Here is a 26,989-nt window from a genome sequence, read left to right on the forward strand (position 1 = left end):
CCGACCAGACTGCACGCCGCGGCACCACGACAGCCGGCTCACCGATGAACTCCCTCGTCAGCGTTCTGGCCATTCTCGTGCTCACCGCCGGCACCGCGGTGTTCGTCGCGGCCGAATTCTCGCTGACCGCGCTGGACCGCAGCACGGTTGAGGCCAATGCGCGCAGCGGCTCGGGCCGCGACCGGTTCATCCGTCGGGCGCATCACAGGTTGTCGTTTCACCTCTCCGGTGCGCAGTTGGGTATCTCGATCACGACTCTGGCAATCGGCTATCTGACCGAACCGCTGGTGGCCAACCTGCCGCATCCCTGGTTGGACGCCATGGGGATATCAGACAAGATGGCCGACACCATTACGGCCTTTTTGGCGCTGCTCGTCGTGACGTCGGTGTCGATGGTGTTCGGTGAACTCGTTCCCAAGTACCTGGCGGTGGCGCGTCCGCTGCCGACGGCGCGCGCGGTCGTGCTCCCGCAGTGGTTGTTTTCGGTGCTGTTGACCCCGGCCATCCGACTGACCAACGGGGCGGCGAACTGGATCGTGCGCCAATTCGGCATCGAGCCGGCAGAGGAGCTGCGGTCGGCCCGGACGCCGCAGGAACTGGTTTCCCTGGTGCGCAGCTCGGCGCGCAGCGGGTCGCTAGACGACGCCACCGCGTCGCTGATGCACCGCTCACTGCAGTTCGGCACGCTGACGGCCGAGGAACTGATGACCCCGCGGTCCAAGATCGTGGCGCTGCAGACCGACGACACCATCGCCGACCTCGTTGCCGCCGTCGCCGCAACCGGATTCTCCCGGTTCCCACTGGTCCAGGGTGACCTCGACGAAACCGTCGGCATCGTGCACGTCAAGCAGGTATTCGAAGTCCCGCCCGCGGCTCGTGCGCATACCTTGTTGACCACCGTGGCCAAGCCCGTCGCGGTGGTGCCGTCGACCCTGGACGGCGACGCGGTGCTGGCACAACTGCGCTCCAATGCGCTGCACACCGCGATGGTGGTCGACGAGTACGGGGGAACGGCGGGCATGGTTACCGTCGAGGACCTGATCGAGGAAATCGTGGGCGACGTCCGCGACGAACACGACGATGCCACACCGGACGTGGTCGCCGGAGAAACCGGGTGGCGGGTATCGGGCCTGCTGCGCATCGACGAGGTGGCTTCGGCCACCGGCTACCGAGCCCCGGAGGGACCCTACGAGACGATCGGCGGCCTGGTGCTGCGTGAACTCGGTCACATCCCGGTGGCCGGCGAAACGGTCCACGTGACGGCGTTGGATCAGGACGGCCTGCCGGATGACTCGCTGCGCTGGCTGGCCACGGTGGTTCAAATGGACGGCCGCCGGATAGACCTGCTGGAGCTGACCGACCTCACCGGTCAACCAAGACGTGCGGGCGCAGAACGGGACACCGAATGAATCCCATGTTGGCAATCGCGCTGGCGATCCTGCTGATCGCCATCAACGCGTTCTTCGTCGGAGCCGAATTCGCGCTGATCTCGGCCCGGCGGGACCGCCTGGAAGCGCTGGCCGAGCAGGGCCGCGCCAGCGCGGTCACGGTGATCCGGGCCGGTGAGCAGCTCCCGGCGATGCTGGCGGGCGCTCAGCTGGGCGTCACGGTGTCGTCGCTGTTGCTCGGGCGCATCGGCGAACCCGCCGTCGCCGAGCTGCTGCATTCATCGCTGGGGTTCACCGGCATCCATCCGGCGTTGCTGCATACGCTGTCGTTCGTCATCGCGCTGGCCATTGTGGTGACGCTGCACGTGCTGCTGGGCGAGATGGTGCCCAAGAACATCGCACTGGCCGGCCCGGAGCGCACCGCGATGCTGCTGGTGCCCCCCTACCTGCTCTACGTGCGCGCCGCGCGCCCCTTCATCGTCCTGTACAACAAGTGTGCCAACGCGATTCTGCGAGGGCTGGGCGTCGAACCCAAAGACGAACTCGACATCACCGTCTCCACCGTGGAGCTCAGCGAGATGATCGCGGAATCGCTGTCCGAGGGTCTGCTGGATCGCGAGGAGCACACCCGGCTCACCCGCGCTTTGCGGGTCCGCACCCGGGTGGTCGGCGATGTTGCCGTGCCGCTGTCCAATATTCGCGCGATCCCGGTTGCCGCGGCGGGCTCCGGTCCCACCGTCGGTGCGGTCGAAGAGGCCCTGGCTCAGACGGGTTACTCCCGCTTTCCGGTGCTTGACCGCAATGGCAACTACATCGGATACCTGCACATCAAAGACATGCTGACGCTGGCCGACGATCCCAAGACCGTCATCGATCTGGCTCTGGTGCGTCCGCTTCCGCTGGTGCCGAGATCGCTGGGGCTGCCCGAGGCGATGTCGCATCTGCGCCGCAGCAACAGCCATCTGGCCTTGGTGACGGCCGACACTGCCGAAGGCGGTGCCGTGGTTGCCATGGTTGCGCTCGAGGATCTGGTGGAAGACTTGGTGGGAACCATGCGGGACGCGCCACCGCACGATTGACCGGCGCGGTGCCCGGCGTCGGTGTACGGAACCCGTATGATCTGAGCGCGACCCGCGTTGCCAGGAAGCAATTCGCGGGACCATCAGGAAGCCACGGACCAAGCTGTCAGCGCGGCGTGACCTGCTGTTGCGGTCGGCCGGGATACGCTCGTGCGGCTGCAGGTCGGTAGGCTGACGCAGTAGCCAGTGCAGGGCCGGTGTGGCCATTACGGAGGAGAACCATGACTGATCGCGTGTCGGCGGGCAACTTGCGCGTCGCTCGGGTGCTCTACGATTTCGTGACCAACGAGGCCCTTCCTGGCACTGACATCGACCCGGACAGCTTCTGGGCGGGTGTTGACAAGGTCGTCACCGACCTCACACCGCAAAACCAGGCCCTGCTGAACACCCGTGACGAACTGCAGGCGCAGATCGACAAATGGCACCGGCACCGGGTCCTCGAGCCGCTCGACATCGACGCGTACCGTCAGTTCCTCACCGAGATCGGCTACCTTCAGCCCGAACCCGACGACTTCACCATCACCACGTCCGGGGTCGACGACGAGATCACCACCACCGCCGGCCCGCAGCTGGTGGTGCCCGTCCTCAACGCCCGGTTCGCACTCAACGCCGCCAACGCCCGCTGGGGCTCCCTTTACGACGCCCTCTACGGGACCGACGTCATCCCCGAAGACGACGGTGCGGAAAAAGGCAGCGGCTACAACAAGGTTCGCGGTGACAAGGTCATCGCCTACGCGCGCAAGTTCCTAGACGACAGCGCGCCGCTGGCGTCGGGCTCCTACACCAATGCCACCGGGTTCCAGGTGGCCGACGGCCACCTGCTGGTCACCCTGGCAGAGGGATCCACCGGCCTGGCTGACGCGGGCCAGTTCGCCGGCTACACCGGCGAGGCCGAGTCGCCGGCATCGGTATTGCTGGTCAACCACGGTTTGCACATCGAGATCCTGATCGACCCGGAATCACCGATCGGCAAGACCGACGCCGCTGGTGTCAAGGACGTGATCCTGGAATCGGCGATCACCACGATCATGGACTTCGAGGACTCCGTCACCGCGGTCGATGCATACGACAAGGTGCTCGGCTACCGCAACTGGCTCGGCCTGAACAAAGGTGACCTGGCCGAGGAAGTCCTCAAGGATGGCAAGACGTTCACCCGGGTGCTCAACCAGGACCGCACTTACACGAAGCCGGATGGCGGCGAACTTACCCTGCCCGGCCGCAGCCTGCTGTTCGTGCGCAACGTCGGGCACCTGATGACCAACGACGCGATCTTGGTAGCCGGGGACCAAGGAGAAGAAAGAGAAGTGTTCGAGGGCATCATGGACGCCCTGTTCACCGGCGTGACAGCCATCCACGGACTCAAGACCGGCGAAACCAACGGGCCCCTGACCAACAGCCGCACCGGTTCCATCTACATCGTCAAGCCCAAAATGCACGGCCCGGCCGAGGTCGCCTTCACCTGCGAGCTGTTCAGCCGCGTCGAAGACGTACTCGGCTTGCCGCAGGGCACACTCAAAGTCGGCATCATGGACGAGGAGCGGCGTACGACGGTCAATTTGAAGGCGTGCATCAAGGCGGCCGCCGACCGGGTGGTGTTCATCAACACCGGCTTCCTGGACCGCACCGGCGACGAGATCCACACCTCGATGGAAGCCGGCCCGATGATCCGCAAGGGCGCGATGAAAAACACCACCTGGATCAAGGCCTACGAGGACGCCAATGTCGACACCGGCCTGGCCGCTGGCTTCAGAGGCAAGGCGCAGATCGGCAAGGGCATGTGGGCGATGACCGAGCTGATGGCCGACATGGTCGAGCAGAAGATCGGCCAGCCCAAGGCCGGCGCCACCACCGCATGGGTGCCCTCGCCGACGGCGGCCACCCTGCACGCGATGCATTACCACCAGGTTGATGTGGGCACTGTGCAGGAGGAGCTGGCCGGCAAGAAGCGCACCACCATCGAGGAGCTGCTGACCATTCCGCTGGCCAAGGAGCTGGCCTGGGCGCCCGAGGAGATCCGCGAGGAGGTCGACAACAACTGTCAGTCCATCCTCGGCTACGTGGTGCGCTGGGTGGAGCAGGGCGTCGGCTGCTCGAAGGTGCCCGACATCCACAACACCGCGCTCATGGAGGACCGCGCCACCCTGCGCATCTCGAGTCAGTTGCTGGCCAACTGGTTGCGCCACGGTGTGATCACCAGCGAGGACGTCCGAGCCAGCCTGGAGCGGATGGCGCCGTTCGTGGACAAGCAGAACGCCGGGGATGCGGCCTATCGCCCGATGGCGCCCAACTTCGACGACAGCATCGCGTTCCTGGCCGCCCAGGAGCTGATCCTGTCCGGCGGCCAGCAGCCCAACGGTTACACCGAGCCGATCCTGCATCGCCGCCGGCGCGAATTCAAGGCTCGCGCCGGTGACTGATTTCTGCTCGACATGCGCCAACCTGCAGCGGATGTCTAAGAGAGGACGCATACGCCGGTATGGGTAGGCACAGCAAGCCCGACCCCGAAGATTCAGGCCCCGATTCAGGCCCAGAGTCGTCTGACGCGCACTCGGCCGAACATCAGGACCCGGGCGACGAGATAGCTGGCCATCCCGGCGGTGGCGATCCGGACGGTTTCGACTATCCCGAGAGCTTCGATGAGCCGTCGGCCGCCGATTTTCCGGGCAGCTTCGCTTACTCGGCGGGCGAAGAAGGTCGGTTCCCGGACGAGGAGCATGACGAGGGTCATTACGCCGACGAGCACCGCTACCCCACCGCCGGCGTCTACTCGGTGGCCGGTGACGACGAATATCCCGATTTCGGCCCGCGTCCGGAAGGTGCGGAGCCGGCGGGCCCCGAGCCGTTGGCGGCCACACCGCCGCCGCTGTTCCGCGCCGGCCACCGCGGACTTGGCGAGTGGCAAGGCGGCCACCGAAGCACTGGCAAGCGGCGGGGAGTCAGCATCGGCGTGATCGTGGCGCTCGTCGCGGTCGTCGTGGTGGTGGCCGGGGTGATTCTGTGGGGCTTTTTCAGCGACGCGTTGTCGCACCGCTCACAGACGGCAGCCGCGCGCTGCGTGGGCGGCAAGGACAGCGTCGCGGTCATCGCCGATCCCACCATCGCCGACCAGGTGAAGACTCTCGCCGACGGCTATAACGCCTCAGCCGGGCCGATCGGTGACCGCTGTGTGACGGTCACCGTCAAACCGTCCGGCTCGGATGCCGTCATCGCGGGCTTCATCGGCAAGTGGCCCGCCGAATTGGGTGGTCAACCGGGGCTGTGGATTCCGGGCAGCTCGATCTCGGCGGCGCGGCTGGCCGGGGCGGCCGGTCAGAAGACCATCAGCGATAGCCGTTCGCTGGTGACCTCGCCCGTCCTGGTCGCCATCCGACCCGAATTCCAGCCGGCGCTGTCCAAGCAGAACTGGGCAGCACTGCCCGGACTGCAGACAAACCCCAATTCGCTGGCGGGATTGAACCTGCCCAGCTGGGGATCATTGCGGATGTCGCTGCCGATTGCCGGCAACGGCGATGCCACCTTCCTGGCCGGTGAGGCGATCGCGGCGGCCTCGGCGCCGCCTGGCACGCCGCCCACCGCCGGCAGTGCCGCGGTGCGCACGTTGATGGGCGGGCAACCCAAGCTGACCGACGACTCACTGGCCGAGGCGATGAATGCCCTGGTAAAGCCCGGCGATCCGGCTGCCGCACCCGTGCACGCGGTGGTCACCACCGAACAGCAGCTATTCCAGCGCGGCCAATCGATGCCGGATGCCAAGAGCAAGCTGGCATTTTGGTTGCCGCCCGGACCGGTCGCGCTGGCTGACTATCCGACCGTGCTGCTCAGTGGTTCCTGGCTGTCACAAGAACAGACCACAGCTGCCAGCGCATTCGCTAGGTACATGCACAAGCCCGAGCAATTGACCAAGCTGGCTAAAGCAGGCTTTCGCGTCAACGACGTCAAGCCGCCGAGCAGCCCAGTGACCAGCTTCGCGGCGCTGCCTGCCACCTTGTCCGTCGGTGACGACGCCATGCGCGCCACTCTGGCCGACACCATGGCCACACCGTCGACCGGTCTCGCCGCGACGATCATGCTCGACCAGTCGTTGCCCACGGACGACGGCGGCAAGACCCGGCTGGCCAATGTGGTTGCAGCACTTGATAATCGGATCAAGGCGCTACCGCCAACCGCGGTCATCGGGTTGTGGACGTTCGACGGTCACGAGGGCAGGTCCGAGGTGGCGGCCGGACCGCTGGCCGACCAGGTCAACGGTCAGTCGCGTACCGCGGCGCTGACCGCCGCACTGGACAAGCAGTATTCGTCGGGCGGGGGTGCGGTGTCGTTCACTACGCTGCGCATGATCTACCAGGAGATGCAGGCCAATTATCGTTCCGGCCAAGCGAATTCGATTCTGGTGATCACCGGAGGGCCACACACCGACCAGAGCCTGGACGGCAACGGGCTGCAGGATTTCATTCGCACCAGTGCGGACCCGGCCAAGCCGGTCGCGGTCAACGTGATCGACTTCGGTGACGACCCGGACCGGGCCACCTGGGAAGCCGTTGCACGGCTCAGCGGCGGCGGCTACCAGAACCTGCCGACGTCGGCCACTCCGGACCTGGCGACGGCGGTCAATACCTTCTTGGGCTAATCGGCCTGGTTACCCGATGAGCAGACACACCGGCTCAGATGCGGCCTGGTACACCAGCCAGGACGCACCGCCCGCGTACCAGGGCATGCGGTATTCGTCCTGTTACGTGACGATGCGCGACGGAGTGCGGCTCGCAATCGACCTGTACCTGCCCGCGGGACTGACCAGTGGGGTACGGCTGCCGGCGATTCTGCACCAAACCCGCTACTACCGCTCCATGGAGTTGCGTCGGCCGTTGCGAATGTTGCTGCGGGGCAAGCCGTTTCAGCACATTGGCGCCGATAAACAGCGCCGCAGACGGTTCGTGGCGGCCGGGTACGCCTGGATCGACGTAGACGTGCGCGGCGCGGGCGCGTCGTATGGGTCCCGCGCCTGCGAATGGTCTCCCGACGAGATCCGGGATGGTGCCGAGATTGTCGACTGGATCGTGCGCCAGCCGTGGTGCAACGGAAAGGTCGCGGCCCTGGGAAATTCGTACGACGGCACTTCGGCGGAATTTCTGCTGGTCAACCGCCACCCCGCGGTCCGGGTGATCGCACCGTGCTTCTCGCTCTTCGACATCTACACCGACATCGCGTTTCCGGGTGGCATTCACGCCGCCTGGTTCACCGAAACGTGGGGACGCTACAACGACGCTCTCGACCGCAATGCCCTGTACGAAATGCTTTGGTGGGCAAGGCTTCCGCTGATCGGCCCGCAGCCGGTGCAAGACGACCACGACAGCGCACTGCGCGACGGGGCCATCGCCGCCCATCGCGCCAACTACGACGTCCATCAGTTCGCGGCTTCGCTGACATTCCGTGACGACGTCGCCCCGTCGGACCCATTTCATGGCCAGGCCGGCACCCGCGCCGAGCCGATCGGTACACCCATCGACCCGGTTGGCAGCATCGATCTGATCAGCCCGCACAACTATTGGCATGACGTCGAGGCGTCCGGGGCCGCCATCTACAGCTACAGCGGATGGTTCGACGGAGGCTACGGACATTCGGCGATCAAGCGGTTTCTGACCGTCTCCACCCCGGGCAGCCGCCTGGTCCTGGGACCGTGGAACCACACCGCCGGCTGGCGGGTCGATCCGTGGCACGGGCTGAGCCGGCCAGAGTTCGATCACGACCGCGAGCTGCTGCGGTTCGTCGACCATCACCTCAAAGGCGTCGAGACAGGCATCGACGCCGAGCCGCCGGTACATTACTTCACTATGGGCGAAGACCGCTGGAAGACGGCCGAGACGTGGCCCCCGCCCGCGGACAGGCACAGCTACTACCTCGCCGCCCAGCGACAGCTCAGCCTGCACCCGTCCGACTCCGACAGTGGCGCAGACGAATACGTGGTGGACCCGACGGCCGGAACCGGCGAACACTCCCGTTGGCATGCCCAGGTGGGAATCGGTGGACATGTGCGCTACCCGGACCGCAACGTCCAGGACGCCAAGCTGCTCAGCTACACCTCCGCTGCGCTGGAGCGTCCCCTCGAGGTGACCGGTCATCCGATGGTCACGCTGTTCGTCACCTCCAGCGCCGGCGACGGCACTTTCTTCGTCTATCTGGAGGATGTCGATCCGCAGGGCCGGGTTACCTACCTCACCGAGGGGCAGTTGCGCGCCATCCACCGCCGGCTCAGCGGCTCGCCGTCGCCGTACCGTCAGGCCGTCCCCTACCGCACCTTCAAGCGCGCCGACGCGCAGCCCCTGGTCGCCGGCGAGATCGCTGAGCTGACTTTCGACCTGCTGCCGACGTCGTACCTCTTCCAGCCGGGACACCGCATCCGCCTGGCCATCGCCGGCGCCGACGCGAGCCACTTCGCGATCCTTCCCGGCGGAGCGCCAACCGTGCACGTGCACCGCAGCCGGCTGCATGGGTCCCGCCTCGACCTGCCAGTCGTACAGTCCTAGTAATGACGGTCGATTTCACCCCCGATCCCCAGCTGTATCCGTTCCAGTCGCGCTGGTTCGACAGCACGGCCGGGCGTATCCACTACATCGACGAGGGAGCCGGTCCGCCCATCCTGTTCTGGCACGGCAATCCGACGTGGAGCTTCCTGTACCGCGACATCATCAAGGTGCTGCGCGAGCACTTCCGTTGTATCGCACCGGATTACCTCGGGTTCGGGCTTTCCGATCGTCCCTCTGGCTTCGGTTACACCATCTCCGAACATGCGCGGGTGCTCGGCGAGTTCGTCGACCACTTGAGCGCTGACGAGGGCCTCGACGGATATCTGACGATGGGCCAGGACTGGGGTGGGCCGATCAGCATGGCCGTCGCGGTCGAGCGCGCCGAACAAGTGCGCGGGATTGTGTTGGGCAACACCTGGTTCTGGCCAACGGACACGCTGACCACGAAGATCTTCAGCAGGGTCATGTCCAGTCCGCCGATGCAACACGCGATCCTGCAACGCAACTTCTTCGTCGAGCGACTGATACCCGCCGGCACCGAACGCCGGCCGAGTGACGCCGTGATGGGGCATTACCGCGGCGTGCAGCCCGATCCGGCGGCGCGGGCGGGCGTCGCCCGGATGCCCAAGGAGATATTGGCCGCCCGGCCGTTGCTGGAGAGGCTGGCCGACGAAGTGCCCGCCAAGCTGGGCGCCAAGCCGGCCCTGTTCATCTGGGGCATGAAGGACTTCGCCTTCCGTCCGGGGCCCTCCCTGCCGCGGATGCGGGCCACCTTTCCCGATCACGTCGTTGTCGAGCTGCCCACGGCCAAGCACTTCATCCAGGAGGATGCACCCGACCGGATCGCCGCGGCGATCATGGAACGGTTCGGCTGAGAATCAGGCCGCCTCAGACAAATGCCTCCACCGGCGGGCACGAGCACACCAAATTACGGTCGCCGTAGGCGCCGTCGATGCGCCGCACCGGCGGCCAGACCTTGGGCCGGAAAGCCTTGCCCAGCGGGTAGGCGGCTTCTTCCCGCGTGTACGGGTGATCCCAGTCGGATACCAGCAGGCACTCTGCGGTGTGCGGCGCGCCGGTCAGCGGATTGTCGTCGGCCGGCCACTGCCCGGCACCTACTCGGTCGATCTCGCCGCGGATGCCGATCATGGCTTCGCAGAACGCGTCCACCTCGGCCAGACTCTCACTTTCGGTGGGCTCCACCATGAGCGTGCCGGCCACCGGGAAGCTCATGGTCGGAGCATGAAATCCGTAGTCCGCCAAGCGTTTTGCAACATCGTCGACGGTGACGCCGGTCGCTTTGGTGATGCCACGCAAGTCGAGGATGCACTCGTGGGCCACCATGCCGTTCTCGCCGGTGTACAACACCGGGAAGTACTCGTCGAGGCGGCGGGCGATGTAGTTGGCCGAGGTGATCGCGGTCAGCGATGCCGCACGCAGGCCTTCGGCGCCCATCATCCTGATGTAGGCCCAGGTGATCGGCAGGATCGAGGCGGACCCGTAGGGCGCCGACGACACCGGATGTCCGCCGGGTAATTCCTGGGCGAACGGGTGGCCCGGCAGGAACTGGGCCAGGTGGGAGCGTACCGCTACCGGCCCGACGCCGGGGCCGCCGCCGCCGTGCGGAATGCAGAATGTCTTGTGCAGGTTCAGGTGGCTGACGTCGCCGCCGAACTTGCCCGGCCGCGCCAGGCCGACCAGCGCGTTGAGGTTGGCGCCGTCCACGTAGACCTGGCCGCCGGCGTCGTGCACGGCCGCGCAGATCTCGGCGATGTCGTGCTCGTAGACGCCGTGGGTGGACGGGTAGGTAATCATCAGCGCCGACAGCCGGTCGGCATGGTCGTTGACCTTGGCGCGCAGATCGTCGAGGTCGACGTCGCCGTTGTCGTGGCAGCCGACCACCACCACTCGCATCCCGGCCAGCGCGGCCGATGCGGCGTTGGTGCCGTGCGCACTGGATGGAATCAGGCAGATGTCGCGGTGCGGCTCACCCCGGCTGGCGTGATAGTCGTGAATCGCGAGCAGGCCGGCGTACTCCCCCTGTGAACCCGCGTTGGGCTGCAGCGAAACAGCGTCGTAGCCGGTGATCGCCACCAGCCAGTCCTCCAGATCGGCAATGAGCCGGCGCAGCCCGGGAGTGTCACTTACCGGGGCAAACGGGTGCTGACGGCTGAACTCCGGCCAGGTGATGGACTCCATCTCCGCGGCGGCGTTGAGCTTCATCGTGCACGAACCGAGCGGAATCATGCTGCGGTCCAACGCAATATCCTTGTCCGCCAGCGCACGCAGGTGGCGCATCATCGACGTCTCGGTGCGATATCGGGTGAACGCCGGGTGGGTCAGGAATTCCGAAGTGCGCGTGGCGATCTCGGTGTTGGCCGGCGTCCCGGCGGCCACTACCCCGAAGGCACCCAGGACGGTTGCCACGTGGGCGTCGGTGGTGGCTTCGTCGCAGGCCACCGACACGTGGTCGGCGTCGACGCGCCACAGGTTGATTCCATTGGCTTTGGCGGCAGCCACCACCTCGTCGGCGCGCCCGGGCACCCGGGCCAGCACTGTGTCGAAGTAGGTGTCGTGCACCAGCGCGTCACCCAGTGCTCCCGCGATCGTTTCGGCGTGCGCATGCACCCGCCGGGCGATGCCGGTCAGCCCGTCGGCGCCGTGGTAGCTGGCGTACATGGCGGCCATCACCGCCAACAGCACCTGCGCGGTGCAGATGTTGCTGGTGGCCTTGTCTCGGCGGATGTGCTGCTCGCGGGTCTGCAGAGCCAGCCGGTAGGCCGGTGCCCCGTCGGCGTCTAGCGACACCCCGACGAGCCGGCCGGGCAGCTGACGGGCATGCTTGGCGTGCACCGCCAGGTAGCCGGCGTGTGGACCGCCGAATCCCATTGGCACACCGAATCGTTGGGTGGTACCGAACGCGACGTCGGCCCCGATCTCGCCGGGCGCAGTGATGAGTGTGCACGCCAGCAGGTCGGCGCCGATGGCCACCAGAGCGCCGCGCTCGTGAGCCTGCTGCACCAGCGCGCCCCAGTCGGTGATCCGTCCGCTGGCCCCGGGTAACTGGACGATGACACCGAAGAACTCGCCTCCGTCGGGTAGATCCGGAAGGCCATGGCGCAGATCGGCGGTCACGATCTCGATCCCCAGCGGCTTGGCCCGAGTGGCCACCACGGCGGCCGTCTGGGCGAACAGGTCGACGTCGACAACCAATCGGTTCGCCGGACCACGGCTGGCCCGGTGCATCAGCGTCATGGCCTCAGCGGCCGCGGTGCCCTCGTCGAGCATCGACGCGTTGGCGATCTCGAGGCCGGTGAGGTCGGTGACCATCGTCTGGAAATTCAGCAGGGCTTCCAGCCGGCCCTGGCTGATTTCTGGCTGGTACGGCGTGTAGGCGGTGTACCAGGCGGGATTCTCCATGATGTTGCGCAGCAACACCGGCGGGGTGAGCGTGTCGTAGTAGCCCTGCCCGATCATCGACACGGCGACTGTGTTGGCATCGGCCAGCGCCCGCAGCTCGGCCAGCGCCTCGGCCTCGGTGGCGGCCGGGGGCAGCCGGTCCAGGCCTGGTGCAGCTCCGGAGTGGGTGAGCGCATCGAGGATCCCCGCCGGGACCGCCTTGGCGGCCAGCTCGTCGAGCGTCTCTACACCGATGACGGCGAGCATTGTTGCGATGGCCTGGCTGTCCAGGCCGATGTGCCGGTCGGCGAAGGTGGAATGGTCGGTCACTGGCGGGACTCCTGACACGCATCACAAAGGCAGAGGACTGATGGCCCTCTCCCTCTGTCTTCACCCGCTCGCCAGGCGCCTGAGAGATTCGGCGCCCGGTGGCGCCTTTCCCCATCGGCGGGTGACGTCCGTTAGGTCGTCACCGCTTTCCAGAGGCATCGTTGTCTAGCACGGTCCTGGTGCCTGAGAGGTTGACGGAGAGGTGTTGCTCCTTCGGCGTCCGTAGCTGGCAGCCACGGAACTCTCCCGCGCGAGGGCGATGCCCGCCCAGTCTACTCGGAGAGGCGATGAGTCGCCCAGCTAGCCGATCTTGCGGTCGCGGTGCTTGCGGCGGGAAGCCAGCTCGTCTTCCGGAGCGGCGATGGATTCGCCACCGTCGGCGCGCTCGCCGGGGAAGTCAGCGATGACGCCGGTCAGTTCTCGCATCGCACCGGAGACGGCGATGCCGAACACACCCTGGCCGCCCTGCAACAGGTCGACGACCTCCTCGGCCGAGGTGCATTCGTACACGCTGGTGCCGTCTGAGAACAGAGTGATGTTGGCCAGATCCTGGACACCACGCTGACGTAGATGGTCGACCGCCACCCGGATGTTATGTAGCGAGATACCGGTGTCCAGCAATCGCTTGACGATCTTGAGCACCAGGATGTCCTTGAACGAGTACAGCCGCTGGCTGCCGGATCCCGCCGCACTGCGGATCGACGGGACGACCAGCGACGTGCGCGCCCAGTAGTCCAGCTGGCGGTAGGTGATCCCGGCGATCTGGCAGGCGCTGGGCCCGCGGTAGCCGACGAGTTCATCGGGCACCGAATCGTCCGGAAAAAGCCCGGGCTGCACGGGTTCGCTCGCGCCGTGGGGGCCGTCGGTGGCCGGGCGGTCGGCTAGGTCCAGCTGTTCTTGACGTGGCTGCTCGCTCACGGATGCTTCCTCTCGCCGATCGCGCTCTTGTCACTAGCTGCGTCACTGGCTGCCACGACAGCCCACGTTTGCTCTGGCCCGAGTGGTAGAGAGCTTACGCTGTTGGATTGCTGTCGTGCTCCCGGTTAAACATCAAATCGTCATCAAAGTATGGCTGGCGGCGCGCGTTGTCGGCGATATCCGTGAGGCGTGTCGACATCGCAGTGTGTGAGATGAGACTCATCCGTGACGTTTGCAGAAAATTGTTCGCTGAAAGTGCTGCGCTTCGCCCAGCGGCTTCAGTAGTTAGCTTGGGTCCCTAGGTGGCCTTGAAGTCGTCGGGCGACACGCTGTCGAGAAACTCCTTGAACTTCTCCACTTCGTCTTCACGGACAGCGGTGCTGGGCTCCTCGTCGCTCTCGTCGGGAATCAGCAGACCGGCTTGGGCCAGCACCGCCTCCTCGACGTAGATGGGAACCCCGACCCGCAATGCAATCGCCACCGAGTCTGACGGGCGTGCCGACACGGTGATGTTGCGATCGAAGATCAGATCGGCGTAAAAGGTGCCTTCCTGCAGATCGACGATCCGCACCTCCTTGAGCGAATGCCCAAGCGCGGCAATGAGATCCCTGATCAGGTCGTGAGTCAGCGGACGCGGCGGCTCGACGCCCTGCTGCTCCAGCGCGATGGCTGCGGCCTCTGACTGGCCGATCCAGATCGGCAGATACCGATCACCGTCGGCTTCGCGCAACAGCAGCACCGGCTGGTTCTGCGGCTGCTCGACGCGAATGCCGACAACACGAACTTCACCCATCTGCGTCTGCCCTCCGCACATGCCGCCGCGACTGTCCCAAACTCAGCGCCACGACGTGGTGCCGTCGAACACCAAGCTGTCGAACGAAGTCTAGTCCTCAGCGGTGCAGAAGGTCGCGAACGGCCGACTTGATCAAAGAAGTGTGCAACGTAATGGCGAGCGCAGCGACCTCGCGAGCCAGATCGTCGGCTCGGTCCCGGGCGCCGGCCTTGTCCGCCTTGACCAACGGCCCGGCGATCTGGGCGATCAAATCGGATTGCCGGTCTGCCGCGGACCGAAAGGCACGCAGATGCCGCGGCTCCACACCGTATTCGGACAACGCCCGCGCACATTGCAGGATCACTACGGTGTGCTCGTCGAAGAAGCCACCCGGCCCGGTGGTGATCACTCCCGCTTTGAGCAAGGCCGTCAAGAGATCCCCGGGCACTCCGGAGCGTTCCAGTAGGTCTTCGCGACTGAGCCGCACCCGCGACGGCGCGACGGCACCGGCGTCGGATGCCGCGGCAGTGTTTTCATCGGTGCCGTTGCCCGTCACCGAGACCAATCGCGGTACGCCGTAGGGAGATCCGGAGGGCGGCAGTTCGCCGTCGGGCTGGGCGTCCAGTTGCGCCCTGATCACCTTCAGCGGCAGGTAGTGGTCCCGCTGCGCGGTAAGGATGAAGCGCAGCCGTGCGCAGTCGTAAGCGGTGAATCTGCGGTATCCCGATGCGGCCCGCTGCGGCGTCACCAACCCCTCGGCCTCCAGAAAACGAATCTTGGAGATTGTGACATCCGGGAAGTCCGGTCGCAGCAGGTCCAAAACCGCCCCGATCGACATCCCGGTGAGCCCGGGGCTATCGGGTGCGCTCACTGGCCTCCGGTGCCCCCGTCGTCGTCACCTTGCTTGGGTCCGGTCAAGAACACCAGGCGGAACTTGCCGATCTGCACTTCGTCGCCGTTGGCCAGCACCGCGGAGTCCACCGGCTCGCGGTTGACGTAGGTGCCATTGAGGCTGCCGACGTCGACGACGTTGAACTCGTTGCCTTCCAACCGGAATTCGGCATGGCGACGACTCACGGTGACGTCGTCGAGAAAGATGTCGCTGTCGGGATGACGGCCGGCGGACGTGATGGGTTGGTCGAGCAGGAAGCGAGACCCCGCATTGGGTCCCCGTTTGACGACCAGCAACGCCGAGCCCGCCGGAAGTCCTTCCACTCCGGATACCGCGCTCTCGGCGCCCGCCTGTGCGGGCGCGTCCAGCTCATTGAGGAAGTCGGCGCGGAAGACGGAGGTCGTCTCCACCGTGACTTCGTCAGAAGTCTGGTCGTTATCCATGTCCGTCACCCGCTGCTCCTCACTGGCCGCTGTGGCGTTGTCTGACCCGGCCGTTCGGCCGGCTTCCCCTGCGATTCACCGCCTGAAGGCGGATTGGTGCTGATGTTGTCGACCGTACCGCCCACCGCTCGGCCACGGGTCGGCAGTGTGCCCTCCACTGCAGGATCGTAAGCCCGATACCCCGGCTTCTTCTAGGTCCATACCGTGGCCGTCAGCGTCGCCGCGCGACGCTGACGGGACCTTAGCAACCGTCATTCGGTCAATGTGCCGCGGTAGGCCTCAGCGTCTAACAGCGCGGCCAGTGCGGATTCCAGGGCGGCCACTTGCGAGCTTTCCACCTGGAGTTCCAGCAACCAGCCGGCGCCATACGGGTCGGAGTTGACCAGTTGCGGGTCGCCTTCCAGATCGCCGTTGACCGCCGACACCTTGCCCGAAACCGGGGCGTACAGATCCGAGACCGACTTCGTCGATTCAACTTCGCCAAAGGATTCGCCGGCGCTGATGTCGCTGCCCACCGCGGGCAATTGCACGAAAACCACGTCGCCCAGGGCCGATTGCGCGAAGTCGGTGATCCCGACCCGGACGGTGTCCTCCCCGCTGCGGCGAACCCACTCGTGTTCGGCGGTGTAGTGCAGATCGGGCGGGATATCGCTCACTAGTGATCCTGTTCTGGTCGCTGCTGATCGGGGACGTTCACTTGACGGGCTGAGCGTATTGGTGCGGTTTTGGTTGTCGCAAGCTGGCCACATCGACCCGGTCGGCCTGCTGCACCGACATTCGCCCGCCGACGCGCTTGATACTGTCCTCGGCACCACCGGGAATGTTCATCGCAGCGGCAAGTGTCGGCGGATCACCAATCGCCAGAATCGAATACGGCGGCGACAAAGTCTTGGTGTCGATCGTCAGGGCGCCGGGGTTCCCAACCACCCAGGTATCGACGCCGACTCGCACGGATTGCCGTCCGTCGCTGATCTCGATTGCCTCGGCGCCGGCGGCGCGCAACTCGTTGATCACGTCGAGCATCGCTTCGGGCGCCACTCCGGGGCCGGGATCCTCGATCTTGATGGTGACGCCGGGCCCGGTGGCCGCCACGGCGCCGACGAGGATGGACAGCGCGGCAAGTCGGGCCTGGGCACTCTCTATGGCCGCTTGATCGTTATTGCCGGAGGCCTGCAGCGCGTTGAGGGTGTTCTGCAGTTCGGTCACTTCGGTGTTCAGCGTGGCCTCGCGTTGCCGCAACGAGTCCAGCAGCACCAATAAGTCCGCCGGCCGCGCCGTTTCCAGCGAGTCTCCCGACTCGGTCTGGCGGACCTGCGTGACGATGGCGACACCCAACACCAGACACAGCAGAATCGCCAGCATCCCGAAGACCAGGCGGGAGCGACCGCCGCGCCGCAGCGCCGACAATCCGGTGCGGCGCAGGGCGCCGATCTCCGGACGCGGGCGGTCGGCGGGCAGTTCATGACGGCCGCGCCTGACGGCTTCGTGAGCGCCGACCTTGGCGTGGCCGTGTTGGGTTGCCGCGCCGCCGCTTTGGGCCGGTGCCGGTGCCTGGTCCGCCTTCGGAGCCGATTCGGGGGCGGCGTCCGAAGTCGGGTTCGGGGGTTCTTGGGTCATGCGCCGAACAACCGGCGCCGCAACGCGGCGGCATTGCCGAATATCCGGATGCCCAACACGACGATGATCGCAGTGGACAACTGCGTGCCGACACCCAATTGATCACCGACGTAGACGATCAGGGCTGCCACCAAAACATTGAACACGAACGAGACCACAAAGACCTTCGGGTCAAAAATGCGTTCCAGGTAAGCGCGCAGCCCGCCGAAAACCGCGTCGAGCGCAGCCACCACCGCAATCGGCAGATAGGGCTGGATGACCTCAGGCACACTGGGGTGGAAAACCAGACCCAGCACGATGCCGATGGCAAGTGCCGCGATACCGATCATGCTCGTCGGATTCCCGTCCGTATCACTAAGGCCCAATCTGTTTGGCGAACTTGACATCCCGGATCGACCCGGCGGGCAGCGTCAGCCCGTCGCCGGCGTTCACGGTGACCCCGACGCCGTAGGAGATCTCCAGCAGCTTAAGGCGGCGCATCCCGGGGCTGCCTTCGAAGACGCCTTTCATCGCGCGCGGTGGCCCGATTGCCAGGATGGTGTAAGGGCTGCTGGTGGGGTTGTTGTCGACCAGGATCGCTTCGCCGGCCTGCCGGATAGTCACGTTCGGCCCGATCCGGGCGCCGTCGACCGAGATGGCCTCGGCGCCGCTGGCCCACAACGAGTTGACGACCAGTTGCAGGTCGCGGTCCAAAATCGTTTGCTGACTGCCTTTGACCCGCTGCTTGGAGGCGTCGGAAAGATTCGGTCCGACACCTGGATCGGTGATGGTCAGCGTCAGACCCGGCCCGATGACCGCCGTGCTGGCCGCCGCCAGGCTGAGGGCGTCCAGACGGTTCAGTAGCCGCTGCCCTTCGGCGTCGTCGGCCAGCGCGGCCCGCTGGACCTCGTCGACCTTGGCCGAGAGGGCGCTGCGCCGTTGCGCCAACTTTGCGGCCGCGGCCTGCGTGGAACGCACGCTCGTCGCCAACAGCTGCTGGGCGTCACGGACCCCGGGGGCGACGGAGCGGGCCTGGGCAACGGCGGCGGCAAACACCGTAGCCACCAGGGCCGCCGCCAGCGCTTGCCACATCCAGCCGAAAACGCGGCTTCGCTGCTGCGGTGGTGGGTCGCAGCGGGCGCGTTTGGCGGCCGCCGCCGCATAACCGGGGTCCAGGTGCTCGGAGAGCAGCGCGCGCAGCAGCGACGGGACCGGATAACGCTTCGGCCGGGTGGCGGCATGCGCGCTATAGCCGGCATTGGGGTCATAGCCGCCCAGCAGCCGGTCTGAGTCAGCCATGGCCGTCGGTTTTTTGCGCGACCGGTTGGTAGGAGTGATGTTTGATCTTGGGCATCCGGCGCAGCACCAACAACATATGCACTACATACAGCACGAATGCCCACAGGTATGCGTACATGCCCCAGATCAAAAGCGCCCAGCCGCACGCCCGTAAGACTCGGCTCCACAAGGTGTCCCACTGCCCGGCCAGCAGTACCGGGAAGCCGCTCATCAGTGCGAAGGTCGCCGCCTTGCCGACATAAGTCACCGGCAGCGCCGACACCCCGCGGCTCCACAGCAACGGCAGCGTCACGCCGAGCGCCGCGTCGCGGGCCAGCAGCGTGACGATGAACCACCAGGGCACGATTCCGCTCAGTCCCAACACGATGGGAACGGTGATCATGTACAGCCGATCCACGGCCGGATCCAGGAAAACACCCAACCGCGACGACTGGTTGAGCAGCCGGGCGATTTTGCCGTCCGCCCAGTCGGAAACGCCGCTGAACACCAGGATCGCTACCGCCCAGCCATGCGCGGGCGCGATCAGCATGACGTAGACGAACACCGGAATCAGTGCCAGCCGGATGAAGCTCAGCACATTAGGCACGGTGAAGACCCGACTGGGTACGGGCACCGGCTCCATGAGGCGTGACATTAGCTGGGAAATGTTGCGGGCGGTGTAACAGATTGCTGTGGTTAGCGGAAGACGCCGGGCAGGCTCAGGGTGGACAGCGTGTCATCCGACAGCGGGTTGTCGTTGACCATATAGGTCCACGTCGACGTCGGACGGGCCAGCTTGGAGAGGTCCAGCCCCTGTTCTTCTTCGAGCACATCGGCGGTTTCGAACGTCTGCTGAGCCGCCTCGATGGCGTCTGCGGCCAGCGATGCGAACGCGTCGACCGCCATCCGGTGAAACTCGTCGAGTGGGTTCTGCCGGCCCAGTGCGCGCAAATGGATACTTTCCCGGATGTCGGCCAGATACGCCAAATGATCAGCCCAGCCGCGGTCGAGGTGGTACAGCATGATCAGCCGGCAGATCTTCTCCAGGCGTTCTTCGGAGATTTCCTCGGACAGCTCCTCATACCGCTTCGGCGCCAACTCCGCGAGTTCTTCGCGCGCGGTTGCCGTGCGCAGCAACGTGTTCCGCCGGTCGACGATGATCGCGCGCTGTTGAGCGATGAGCTGGTTGTAGCGCCAGGTGTTGGCATGCACGTCCAGCAGCCGGCCTTCGGCCACGCGTTGGGCATGGTCGAGCAGGCTGGTGGTCTTGGGGCTGACGATCCGCCCGTCCTCATCGGTTTCGGTGGGCAGTTTGTTGCTGTCCAGATTTGCCGCCACGACGTCGTCTTCCCAGCTGGAGAAGAACACCGATGAGCCGGGGTCACCCTGGCGCCCGGCGCGGCCGCGCAGCTGGTTGTCCAGTCGCTCGGTGTGGTGCCGCCCGGTGCCCACGACGTGCAGCCCACCCAGCTCGGCGACCCGGTCGTGATCGGATTCGTCGGACCCGCCCAGACGAATGTCGGTGCCCCGCCCGGCCATCTGAGTGGACACGGTGACCACGCCGTATTTGCCGGCCTCGGCGATCACCTGGGCCTCTTCGGCGTCGTTCTTCGCGTTGAGCACGACCGCGGGCACGTTGCGCCGCAACAGGCGTTCGTGCAGTTCCTCGGATTCGGCGACGTCACGGGTGCCGACCAGCACCGGCTGGCCGGTCTCGTGCACGTCGACGATGTGGGCGACGATCGCGTCGTTCTTGGCAGCGGCGGTGATGTAGACCCGGTCGGACTCGTCCTCGCGGATGTTCGGGGTGTTGGGCGGTATCGGCGAGACACCGAGCTTGTAGAACTGGCGCAGCTGCTCACCTGCGGCCAGCGCGGTGCCGGTCATGCCGCACACCGTGGTGTAGCGGTTGATCAGCGCCTGCACCGTGATGGTGTCGAGCACTTCGCCGGTCTCGGTAGTCTCGATGCCCTCCTTGGCCTCAACGGCGGCCTGCAGTCCGTCGGGCCAGCGCTGCAATTGGGCGATGCGGCCGCGGGAGGCGTTGATCAGATGTACCGCGTCGTCGCGGACGATGTAGTGCACATCGCGCTGCAGCAGCACGTGCGCATGCAGCGCGACGTTGACCTCGGTCAGCGTGGTGCCGACATGTTCCTCGGAGTAGAGATCGATACCGCCGAGCGCCTTTTCGAGCTTGCGGGCGCCGGCCTCGGTGAGGTGGACGTTGCGGCTGTCGGCGTCGGTGGCCAGGTACTCGTCGGCGTCCTTGTCGCCGACGAGTTCGCCGACCAGCTTGATGATCTCCAGCCGGGGCGTTTCCCGGTGCGTGGTTCCGGCCAGCACCAGCGGCACCAGCGCCTCGTCGACCAGCACCGAGTCGGCCTCGTCGATCAGCGCCACATCCGGGTTGGGCGAGACCAGGTCTTCGACATCGGTGACCAGCTGGTCGCGCAGCACGTCGAAGCCGATCTCATTGACCGAGGCGTAGGTGACGTCGCAGTCGTAGGCGGTGCGGCGCTCCTTGCTGGTGCACTCCGCAGTGATCCAGCCAACGGTCAATCCCATCGCCTCGAGCAGCGGACCCATCCACTCCGCATCCCGCCGGGCCAGGTAGTCGTTGATGGTCACGACGTGCACATGCCGGCCGGCCAAGGCATAGCCGGCGGCGGCGATCGCACCGGCCAGCGTCTTGCCCTCGCCCGTGGCCATCTCGATCACATCGCCGGCAAGCATGCGCAGGGCGCCAAGCAGCTGCACATCAAACGGCCGCAGCCCGGTCGTCCGCTCGGCCGCTTCCCGGGCGATCGCGAGGAACTGCGGGATGTCGGCGGATTCGGCGAGATCTTCGAGTTCGAGCAGCCCAGCCGCCTTACGCAGCTTCTCGTCGCTGAGGTCGGCGGCGTCGGAGTCGAACTCCTCCGAGGCGGTGACGGCGGTCATCGAACGGCTGCGGTTCTTTTCGGTACTGGCGCCCAGCAGCCGCCAGAATCGGCTGCTCAGCCGGCCAGGCTGAGCGCGGTTGGTCTTTGGCACAGGTCAACCGTACGCGCGGCGGCTCGGTTGCAGCGCCCCGCCCGCAGCGTTGCGGGTTCAGCTCGACTGCGGTCGACGCTGCGCCTCAACCACTTTGCGCGCGATCTGTTCTACCCGGGTATTGGTGTCCTGGGAGAGCCTGACCAGCAAGTTGAATGCGCCGACCGAGTCGATGTTGAAGCGCTCCATCAACATGCCCTTGGCTTGACCGATCAGGTCCCGGGTATCGATAGCCGCCTGCAGTTGCTCGTTCTCGATGGCCAGCGCCCGCTCTCGCTGACTGTGCCGCTCCTTCTCCGCATCGGTGACGGCCGCCAGCGTGTGTAGCAGCTCGGCGGACGACCAGGACCGCCCTGTTTCCAAGGCACGCGCCAGCACCGATACGAGGTGTTCGAACCCCGCCACTTCCTTGACGCGGTGAACCACCCCGATCAGCTCGCCATGATCGACCAGCGGTGCGTTGGAGGGGCTCCAAACTTTGGGTAGAAACTTGTCCGGCGAGTCCGGATCGCGAATGTCGTAGCGCTGGATCCACATGTTGTGCGGCCGGCCGCCGCGCATCGCTGTCTCCAACGATGCCGCCAGGTTCGTCGTCCCGCTGGCCTGCGGATCGCCAGGATTGTCTGGAAAGGCATCAAAGAGAAGCTGGCCGCACAACTCGTCGCGCTCACGCAGCGTGACACTCGCGTACGCGGCGCTGGCTGCCCGAATCCGCAAGCTGGGATCAAGCAGCAGAAACGGGAGATCCGACGAGCGCCGGGCCAGCACGTCGGCAATTGCATCGAAGCGACTATGCGCGTTATCAGGCATCTTCCAACAGGTCCCCGAGTACACATGCCCGGCCCTCAAGCAGGTTAGCAACGACGCACATAGTCGAGGGTGTCGCATGAATCATGCGACACCCTCAGTCAGGCCAGATTCGACCGGCGCGGATAGGCGATGCTCGGATCGGTGAGCACGTTGACGACGGCCGGCAGGCCGCTGGCGAAGGCGCGGTCGAGCGCCGGGCGAAGTTGCGCGGGTGTCGCCACCAGCTCGCCATGGCCGCCAAGCGCCCGGACCACCTCGTCGTAGCGGGTTCCGGGCCGTAGCTCGGCCACCACCGAATAGCCGTACAACGCCTCCATGGGGTGCTTCTCCAAACCCCAGATTCCGTTGTTGCCGATCACAGACACGACCTGAACGTTGTGCCGGACCAGCGTGTCCCATTCCATGCCGCTGAACCCGAACGCTCCGTCGCCCTGCAACAGCACAACCTGGCGGTCCGGCCGTGCCAGTTTGGCGGCCAGGGCGTAGCCGGGACCTGAGCCAAGGCAGCCGAAGGGGCCACTGTCCAGCCAGCAGCCCGGTTGATAGCTGTCGATCACCCGGCCGGCGTACGACCCGAAATCACCCGCGTCGATGACGACGACGGCGTCGCGGTCCAGCAGCGAAGCCAACTCGGCGTAGACGCGCATCGGATGCAGCGGGGTGCGGTCGTCGGCGAGTTCTGCCTTCTCGCTGGCGCGCGCCTCCGTTTCGGCTGCCCGCAGCGCGCCGATCCAGTCCTCATGGTCACCGGACATGGTCAGCGCCGACAGGACCGCGGTGAGGTCACCGTAGAGCCCGGCCGCGATGGGGCGCGGGTGTGGGCGCTCTGGTGCTGTCCGGTCTGCCACGACGAGTTGGGTGTCCGCCCCGAACACCCCTCCGAAGCCCAGGCGGAAGTCCATCGGCACCCCGACAATGAGTGCAACGTCGGCCTCCCGCAACGCCTTGCCCCGGGCGCGTGAAAAAGCCAACGGGTGGTCGGCGGGCACCACCCCCCGGGCCATCCCGTTCATCAACACCGGGATCCGCAGCTGCTCGGCGAGGCGCAGCAGCGCGGCTTCTGCGCGTCCCCACCAGACGTTCGTTCCGGCCATGATCACCGGCCGTCGCGCCGACGACAGCAGCCTGGCGGCCCGGTCCAGCGCGTCACCATCGGGACTGACAGCTACCGGTAAATCCGTCAGGGCGCCGGGGCGCCCGTCGTCAGTGGACATCGAAAACACATGGTCCATCGGGAAATCGACGAATGCCGCGCCCGACGGGGCAGCCACGGCCGCGCGCAGTGCGTCGTCGATGAGCCGGCCGGCGTCGTCGGCTGATTGAGCGGTGGCGGCTAAACGCGCCAACGGCGCCACAAACGGCACGTGGTCGATTTCCTGCAGGGAGCCCATGCCCCAGCGCTGCGCCGGCGCCCGACCGCCGAGCACCACCAGCGGCGACTGGTTCTGCTGCGCGGCGGCCATTGCACTCATCCCATTGGTCACGCCGGGTCCCGCGGTCAGTGCCGCAACGCCAGGCACCCTGGTCACCTTCGACCAGCCCTCGGCGGCAAACGTCGCGGTCTGTTCGTGGCGCGTGTCGATCAGCCGGATGCCCTCATCGCGGCAGCCGTCGTAGATGGAGAACAGGTGACCGCCCGAGAGCGTGAAAATCGTGTCGATACCGCTGGCCTTGAGCCGGCGTGCGATGAGCCGGCCGGCATGAATTGGCTGGGTGGCAGCGGTTGCGGCGGCGGAGATGCTCATATCGCTCATGTCCGGGAAGCCTAGCCACGTCCTTCGGGTAACTTCGCCGAAGGATTTCTGTTGACGCGCCGCGGCAACACCTCGCCTGTGAGGAGACACCGACCTTGGGCCCCAAACCGTTCAAACCCTCCATCGACTGGTCTAGGGCTCTCCTGGATTCGCTGTACTGGGTCGGCAAGGCGTGGGCGATCAGCGCCGTCTGTCTGATTGTCGTTCTGGTCCTGCTTCGCTACCTGACGCCGTGGGGCCGGCAGTACTGGCGCATCACCCGCGAGTATTTCGTCGGGGCGAAAAGTGTCCGGGTGTGGCTGATGCTGGGTGTGCTGTTGCTCTCGGTGGTCCTTGCGGTCCGGTTGAACGTGTTGTTCAGCTATCAGGGCAACGACATGTACACGGCCCTGCAGAAGGCCTTCGAAGGCATCGCGTCCGAGAACGAGGTGGTCAAACGCTCAGGGGTGCACGGCTTTTGGGTCTCGATTGGCATCTTCAGCATCATGGCGGTCATCCATGTGGCCCGGGTGATGGCCGATATCTACTTGACCCAGCGCTTCATCGTCGCCTGGCGCGTCTGGCTGACCGGACATATGACCCAGGACTGGCTTGACGGCCGGGCCTACTACCGGGATTTGTTCATCGACGAAACCATCGACAACCCCGACCAGCGCATCCAGCAGGACGTCGACATCTTCACCGCCGGCACCGGCCCCAACCCCAATCAGCCCGCGAACGGGACAGGCAGCACGCTGCTGTTCGGGGCCGTCCAATCGGTGATTTCGGTGATTTCGTTCACCGCCATTCTGTGGCATCTGTCCGGCACCCTGAACATCTTCGGTGTCTCCTTCCCGCGCGCCATGTTCTGGATCGTTATCGTTTATGTGCTGGTGGCGACGATCATCTCGTTCATCATCGGGCGACCCCTGATCTGGCTGAGCTTCCGCAACGAAAAACTCAACGCCGCCTTCCGTTACGCACTCGTGCGCTTGCGCGATGCCGCCGAGGCCGTTGGTTTCTACCGCGGCGAGCGGGTGGAACGGACCCAATTGCAGCGGCGGTTCACTCCGATCATCGACAACTACCTGCACTTCGTTAATCGGAGCATCGGTTTCAATGGCTGGAACCTGGTGGTCAGCCAGGCCATCGTGCCGCTGCCCTGGGTGATCCAGGCGCCGCGGCTGTTCGCCGGGCAGATCGACTTCGGTGACGTCAGCCAGACGGCGTCGTCGTTCGGCAATATCTCTGACTCACTGTCGTTCTTCCGCAACAGCTATGACGCGTTTGCGGGGTTTCGCGCCGCGATCATCCGGTTGCACGGCCTGGTCGAGGCCAACGAACAGGGCCGGGCGCTGCCGTCGGTGCTGGCGCGCCCGAGTGAGGACGGCGCCGTCGAACTCGGCAGCGTCGAAGTGCGCACACCGAATGGTGACCGCCTGATCGACCCGGTCGATCTGCGGTTGGAACCCGGTGAGTCACTGGTGATCACCGGAAGGTCCGGGGTCGGCAAGACCACGCTGCTGCGCAGCCTGGCCGAATTGTGGCCGTTCGCCAGTGGCACGCTGCGCTGCCCCGGCGGCGATAACGCAACGATGTTCTTGTCGCAGTTGCCCTATGTGCCGCTGGGCAGTCTGCGCGCCGTGGTGTGCTACCCGAATTCCCCGGACGACGTGCCCGACGAGGTGGTGCGAGACACGCTGGCAAAGGTCGCACTCGCGCCGCTGGCGGCCCGGCTGGACGAAGAGCAGGACTGGGCAAAGGTGCTCTCCCCCGGCGAGCAGCAACGCGTGGCCTTCGCTCGCATCATGCTCACCAAGCCCAAAGCCGTATTCCTGGACGAAAGCACGTCGGCGCTGGATGAAGGGCTGGAATACGCGCTCTACCAGATGCTGCGCAGCGAACTTCCGGACTGCATCGTGGTCAGTGTCAGCCACCGTCCCGCAGTCGAGCTGCTCCACGAGCAACAACTCAAATTGCTCGGCGGCGGGGAATGGCAACTGGGCCCGGTGGAGAAGGAGCCGGTGCGGGCATAGTGCCCGGCTCTGTCCTGATGCGTGGGATACATGTCGTAGACGACATCGTGCGCCCTCTCAGACACTCTTCACATGTCATTTGTGATCTCAACCCCCGCCGCGTTATTGGCAGCCGCAACTGATTTGGCCGCCGTTGGCTCTGCCGTCTGCAGAACGAATGCGGCTGCTGCTGCCGCGACGACCACGCTGGCGGCCGCGGGTGCCGATGAGGTGTCTGCGGCTCTTGCCGCGCTGTTCGCTGGGCATGGCCGCGAGTATCAAGAGCTAAGCGCGCAAGCTGCGGCCTTTCACGACTGGTTCATACAGGCGTTAAATTCCGCTGGGAGCACGTATGCCACAGCCGAGGCGGCCAACGCCGCCGTGGTCCAGGACATCCTCGATGTCGTAAATGCACCTACCCTGGCATTGCTGGGGCGGCCGCTGGTCGGCAACGGCATTAACGGCACGCCGGGAAGCGGAGCGCGGGGAGCCGACGGCGGAATATTGATCGGCAACGGTGGGTCTGGTGGATCCGGCATCTTCGGGGGCGGAGTGGGCGGAGCGGGCGGTGCGGGAGGTTTGCTGTTCGGCACCGGCGGGGCCGGCGGTGCGGGCGGAAGTACCGCGGCCGGCAATGGCGGGGCCGGTGGTGCCGGAGGTGCTGGAGGGCTGTTGTTCGGTGCCGGGGGTGTCGGTGGAGTTGGCGGAGCCAGTGGTGCAGCCAGCCTCGGCGGATCCGGCGGGGCGGGTGGCGCAGGAGGGCTGTTCGGTGGGGCCGGCGC

General features: G+C 66.0%; 21 protein-coding genes and 2 riboswitches. Of the genes, 8 read left to right on the plus strand and 13 right to left on the minus strand.

The window, feature by feature from the left end; genetic code table 11:
• The first annotated feature begins 44 nt into the window (after nucleotides 1–44).
• From AWC27_RS03510 to AWC27_RS03535, 6 genes are all read left to right on the plus strand, one after another.
• Nucleotides 45–1,409 (plus strand): hemolysin family protein, encoded by a 1,365-nt coding sequence (locus tag AWC27_RS03510; protein ID WP_085669210.1) that lies wholly within the window; start codon nucleotides 45–47, stop codon nucleotides 1,407–1,409.
• A complete protein-coding gene (locus tag AWC27_RS03515) occupies nucleotides 1,406–2,467 on the plus strand; it encodes a hemolysin family protein (RefSeq protein WP_085669211.1) in 1,062 nt (353 codons plus the stop codon). The genes AWC27_RS03510 and AWC27_RS03515 overlap by 4 nt, the downstream gene beginning before the upstream one ends.
• A gap of 221 nt (nucleotides 2,468–2,688) precedes the next feature.
• Nucleotides 2,689–4,884: a malate synthase G gene (locus AWC27_RS03520; protein ID WP_085669212.1), complete on the plus strand. Its 2,196-nt coding sequence runs from the start codon at nucleotides 2,689–2,691 to the stop codon at nucleotides 4,882–4,884.
• A gap of 59 nt (nucleotides 4,885–4,943) precedes the next feature.
• On the plus strand, nucleotides 4,944–7,094 hold the full coding sequence (locus AWC27_RS03525; protein ID WP_085669213.1) for a substrate-binding domain-containing protein: 2,151 nt from the start codon (nucleotides 4,944–4,946) through the stop codon (nucleotides 7,092–7,094).
• Nucleotides 7,095–7,110: 16 nt separating this feature from the next.
• On the plus strand, nucleotides 7,111–8,988 hold the full coding sequence (locus AWC27_RS03530) for a CocE/NonD family hydrolase (protein WP_085669214.1): 1,878 nt from the start codon (nucleotides 7,111–7,113) through the stop codon (nucleotides 8,986–8,988).
• Between the two features lie 2 nt (nucleotides 8,989–8,990).
• A complete protein-coding gene (locus AWC27_RS03535) occupies nucleotides 8,991–9,863 on the plus strand; it encodes a haloalkane dehalogenase (protein WP_085669215.1) in 873 nt (290 codons plus the stop codon).
• 13 nt (nucleotides 9,864–9,876) lie between these two features.
• On the opposite strand, the gene gcvP is transcribed toward AWC27_RS03535, so the two are convergent.
• The 13 genes from gcvP to AWC27_RS03600 all read right to left on the minus strand — a co-directional run bounded on the left by gcvP (nucleotide 9,877) and on the right by AWC27_RS03600 (nucleotide 24,204).
• Nucleotides 9,877–12,717 carry an aminomethyl-transferring glycine dehydrogenase gene (gcvP, locus tag AWC27_RS03540; protein ID WP_085669216.1) on the minus strand — a complete coding sequence of 947 codons (2,841 nt, stop codon included), beginning with the start codon at nucleotides 12,715–12,717 and terminating at the stop codon, nucleotides 9,877–9,879.
• A 44-nt stretch (nucleotides 12,718–12,761) separates the two neighbouring features.
• Nucleotides 12,762–12,878: riboswitch (glycine riboswitch) on the minus strand.
• Nucleotides 12,879–12,976, minus strand: a riboswitch (glycine riboswitch).
• 41 nt (nucleotides 12,977–13,017) lie between these two features.
• Nucleotides 13,018–13,635, minus strand: a complete 618-nt coding sequence (locus AWC27_RS03545; protein WP_085669217.1) for a MerR family transcriptional regulator — start codon at nucleotides 13,633–13,635, stop codon at nucleotides 13,018–13,020.
• A gap of 298 nt (nucleotides 13,636–13,933) precedes the next feature.
• Nucleotides 13,934–14,428, minus strand: a complete 495-nt coding sequence (locus tag AWC27_RS03550) for a bifunctional nuclease family protein (RefSeq protein ID WP_085669218.1) — start codon at nucleotides 14,426–14,428, stop codon at nucleotides 13,934–13,936.
• A 97-nt stretch (nucleotides 14,429–14,525) separates the two neighbouring features.
• Nucleotides 14,526–15,278, minus strand: a complete 753-nt coding sequence (gene ftsR, locus AWC27_RS03555) for a transcriptional regulator FtsR (RefSeq protein ID WP_085669219.1) — start codon at nucleotides 15,276–15,278, stop codon at nucleotides 14,526–14,528.
• On the minus strand, nucleotides 15,275–15,742 hold the full coding sequence (gene garA / locus AWC27_RS03560; protein WP_276028748.1) for a glycogen accumulation regulator GarA: 468 nt from the start codon (nucleotides 15,740–15,742) through the stop codon (nucleotides 15,275–15,277). The genes ftsR and garA overlap by 4 nt, the downstream gene beginning before the upstream one ends.
• Before the next feature lie 251 nt (nucleotides 15,743–15,993).
• Nucleotides 15,994–16,398: a glycine cleavage system protein GcvH gene (gcvH, locus tag AWC27_RS03565; protein ID WP_085669220.1), complete on the minus strand. Its 405-nt coding sequence runs from the start codon at nucleotides 16,396–16,398 to the stop codon at nucleotides 15,994–15,996.
• 37 nt (nucleotides 16,399–16,435) lie between these two features.
• Nucleotides 16,436–17,359 (minus strand): DUF881 domain-containing protein, encoded by a 924-nt coding sequence (locus AWC27_RS03570; RefSeq protein ID WP_085669221.1) that lies wholly within the window; start codon nucleotides 17,357–17,359, stop codon nucleotides 16,436–16,438.
• The gene (locus AWC27_RS03575; protein WP_083111365.1) at nucleotides 17,356–17,688 is read right to left on the minus strand and encodes a small basic family protein; all 333 of its coding nucleotides are present in this window, start codon (nucleotides 17,686–17,688) and stop codon (nucleotides 17,356–17,358) included. Before AWC27_RS03575 ends, AWC27_RS03570 begins: the two co-directional genes overlap by 4 nt.
• A gap of 25 nt (nucleotides 17,689–17,713) precedes the next feature.
• The gene (locus AWC27_RS03580) at nucleotides 17,714–18,637 is read right to left on the minus strand and encodes a DUF881 domain-containing protein (RefSeq protein ID WP_085669222.1); all 924 of its coding nucleotides are present in this window, start codon (nucleotides 18,635–18,637) and stop codon (nucleotides 17,714–17,716) included.
• Nucleotides 18,630–19,259, minus strand: a complete 630-nt coding sequence (locus tag AWC27_RS03585; protein WP_085669223.1) for a CDP-alcohol phosphatidyltransferase family protein — start codon at nucleotides 19,257–19,259, stop codon at nucleotides 18,630–18,632. The genes AWC27_RS03580 and AWC27_RS03585 overlap by 8 nt, the downstream gene beginning before the upstream one ends.
• Before the next feature lie 53 nt (nucleotides 19,260–19,312).
• Nucleotides 19,313–21,649: an accessory Sec system translocase SecA2 gene (gene secA2, locus AWC27_RS03590; RefSeq protein WP_085669224.1), complete on the minus strand. Its 2,337-nt coding sequence runs from the start codon at nucleotides 21,647–21,649 to the stop codon at nucleotides 19,313–19,315.
• Nucleotides 21,650–21,706: 57 nt separating this feature from the next.
• Complete coding sequence (locus AWC27_RS03595; RefSeq protein WP_085669225.1) at nucleotides 21,707–22,459, minus strand: ANTAR domain-containing protein; 753 nt, start codon at nucleotides 22,457–22,459, stop codon at nucleotides 21,707–21,709.
• Between the two features lie 98 nt (nucleotides 22,460–22,557).
• On the minus strand, nucleotides 22,558–24,204 hold the full coding sequence (locus AWC27_RS03600; RefSeq protein WP_085669245.1) for an acetolactate synthase: 1,647 nt from the start codon (nucleotides 24,202–24,204) through the stop codon (nucleotides 22,558–22,560).
• A gap of 104 nt (nucleotides 24,205–24,308) precedes the next feature.
• Between AWC27_RS03600 and bacA the strand changes: the two genes are divergently transcribed.
• Both bacA and AWC27_RS03610 read left to right on the plus strand, forming a co-directional pair.
• Entirely contained in the window at nucleotides 24,309–26,228 is a 1,920-nt protein-coding gene (bacA, locus tag AWC27_RS03605; protein ID WP_085669226.1) for a vitamin B12 ABC transporter pemease/ATP-binding protein BacA, read from the plus strand.
• 72 nt (nucleotides 26,229–26,300) lie between these two features.
• Nucleotides 26,301–26,989 (plus strand): PE family protein (locus tag AWC27_RS03610; RefSeq protein ID WP_139836739.1); only part of this gene is annotated, 689 nt, incomplete at its 3' end.

Source organism: Mycobacterium szulgai, assembly GCF_002116635.1.
Lineage (GTDB): Bacteria > Actinomycetota > Actinomycetes > Mycobacteriales > Mycobacteriaceae > Mycobacterium > Mycobacterium szulgai.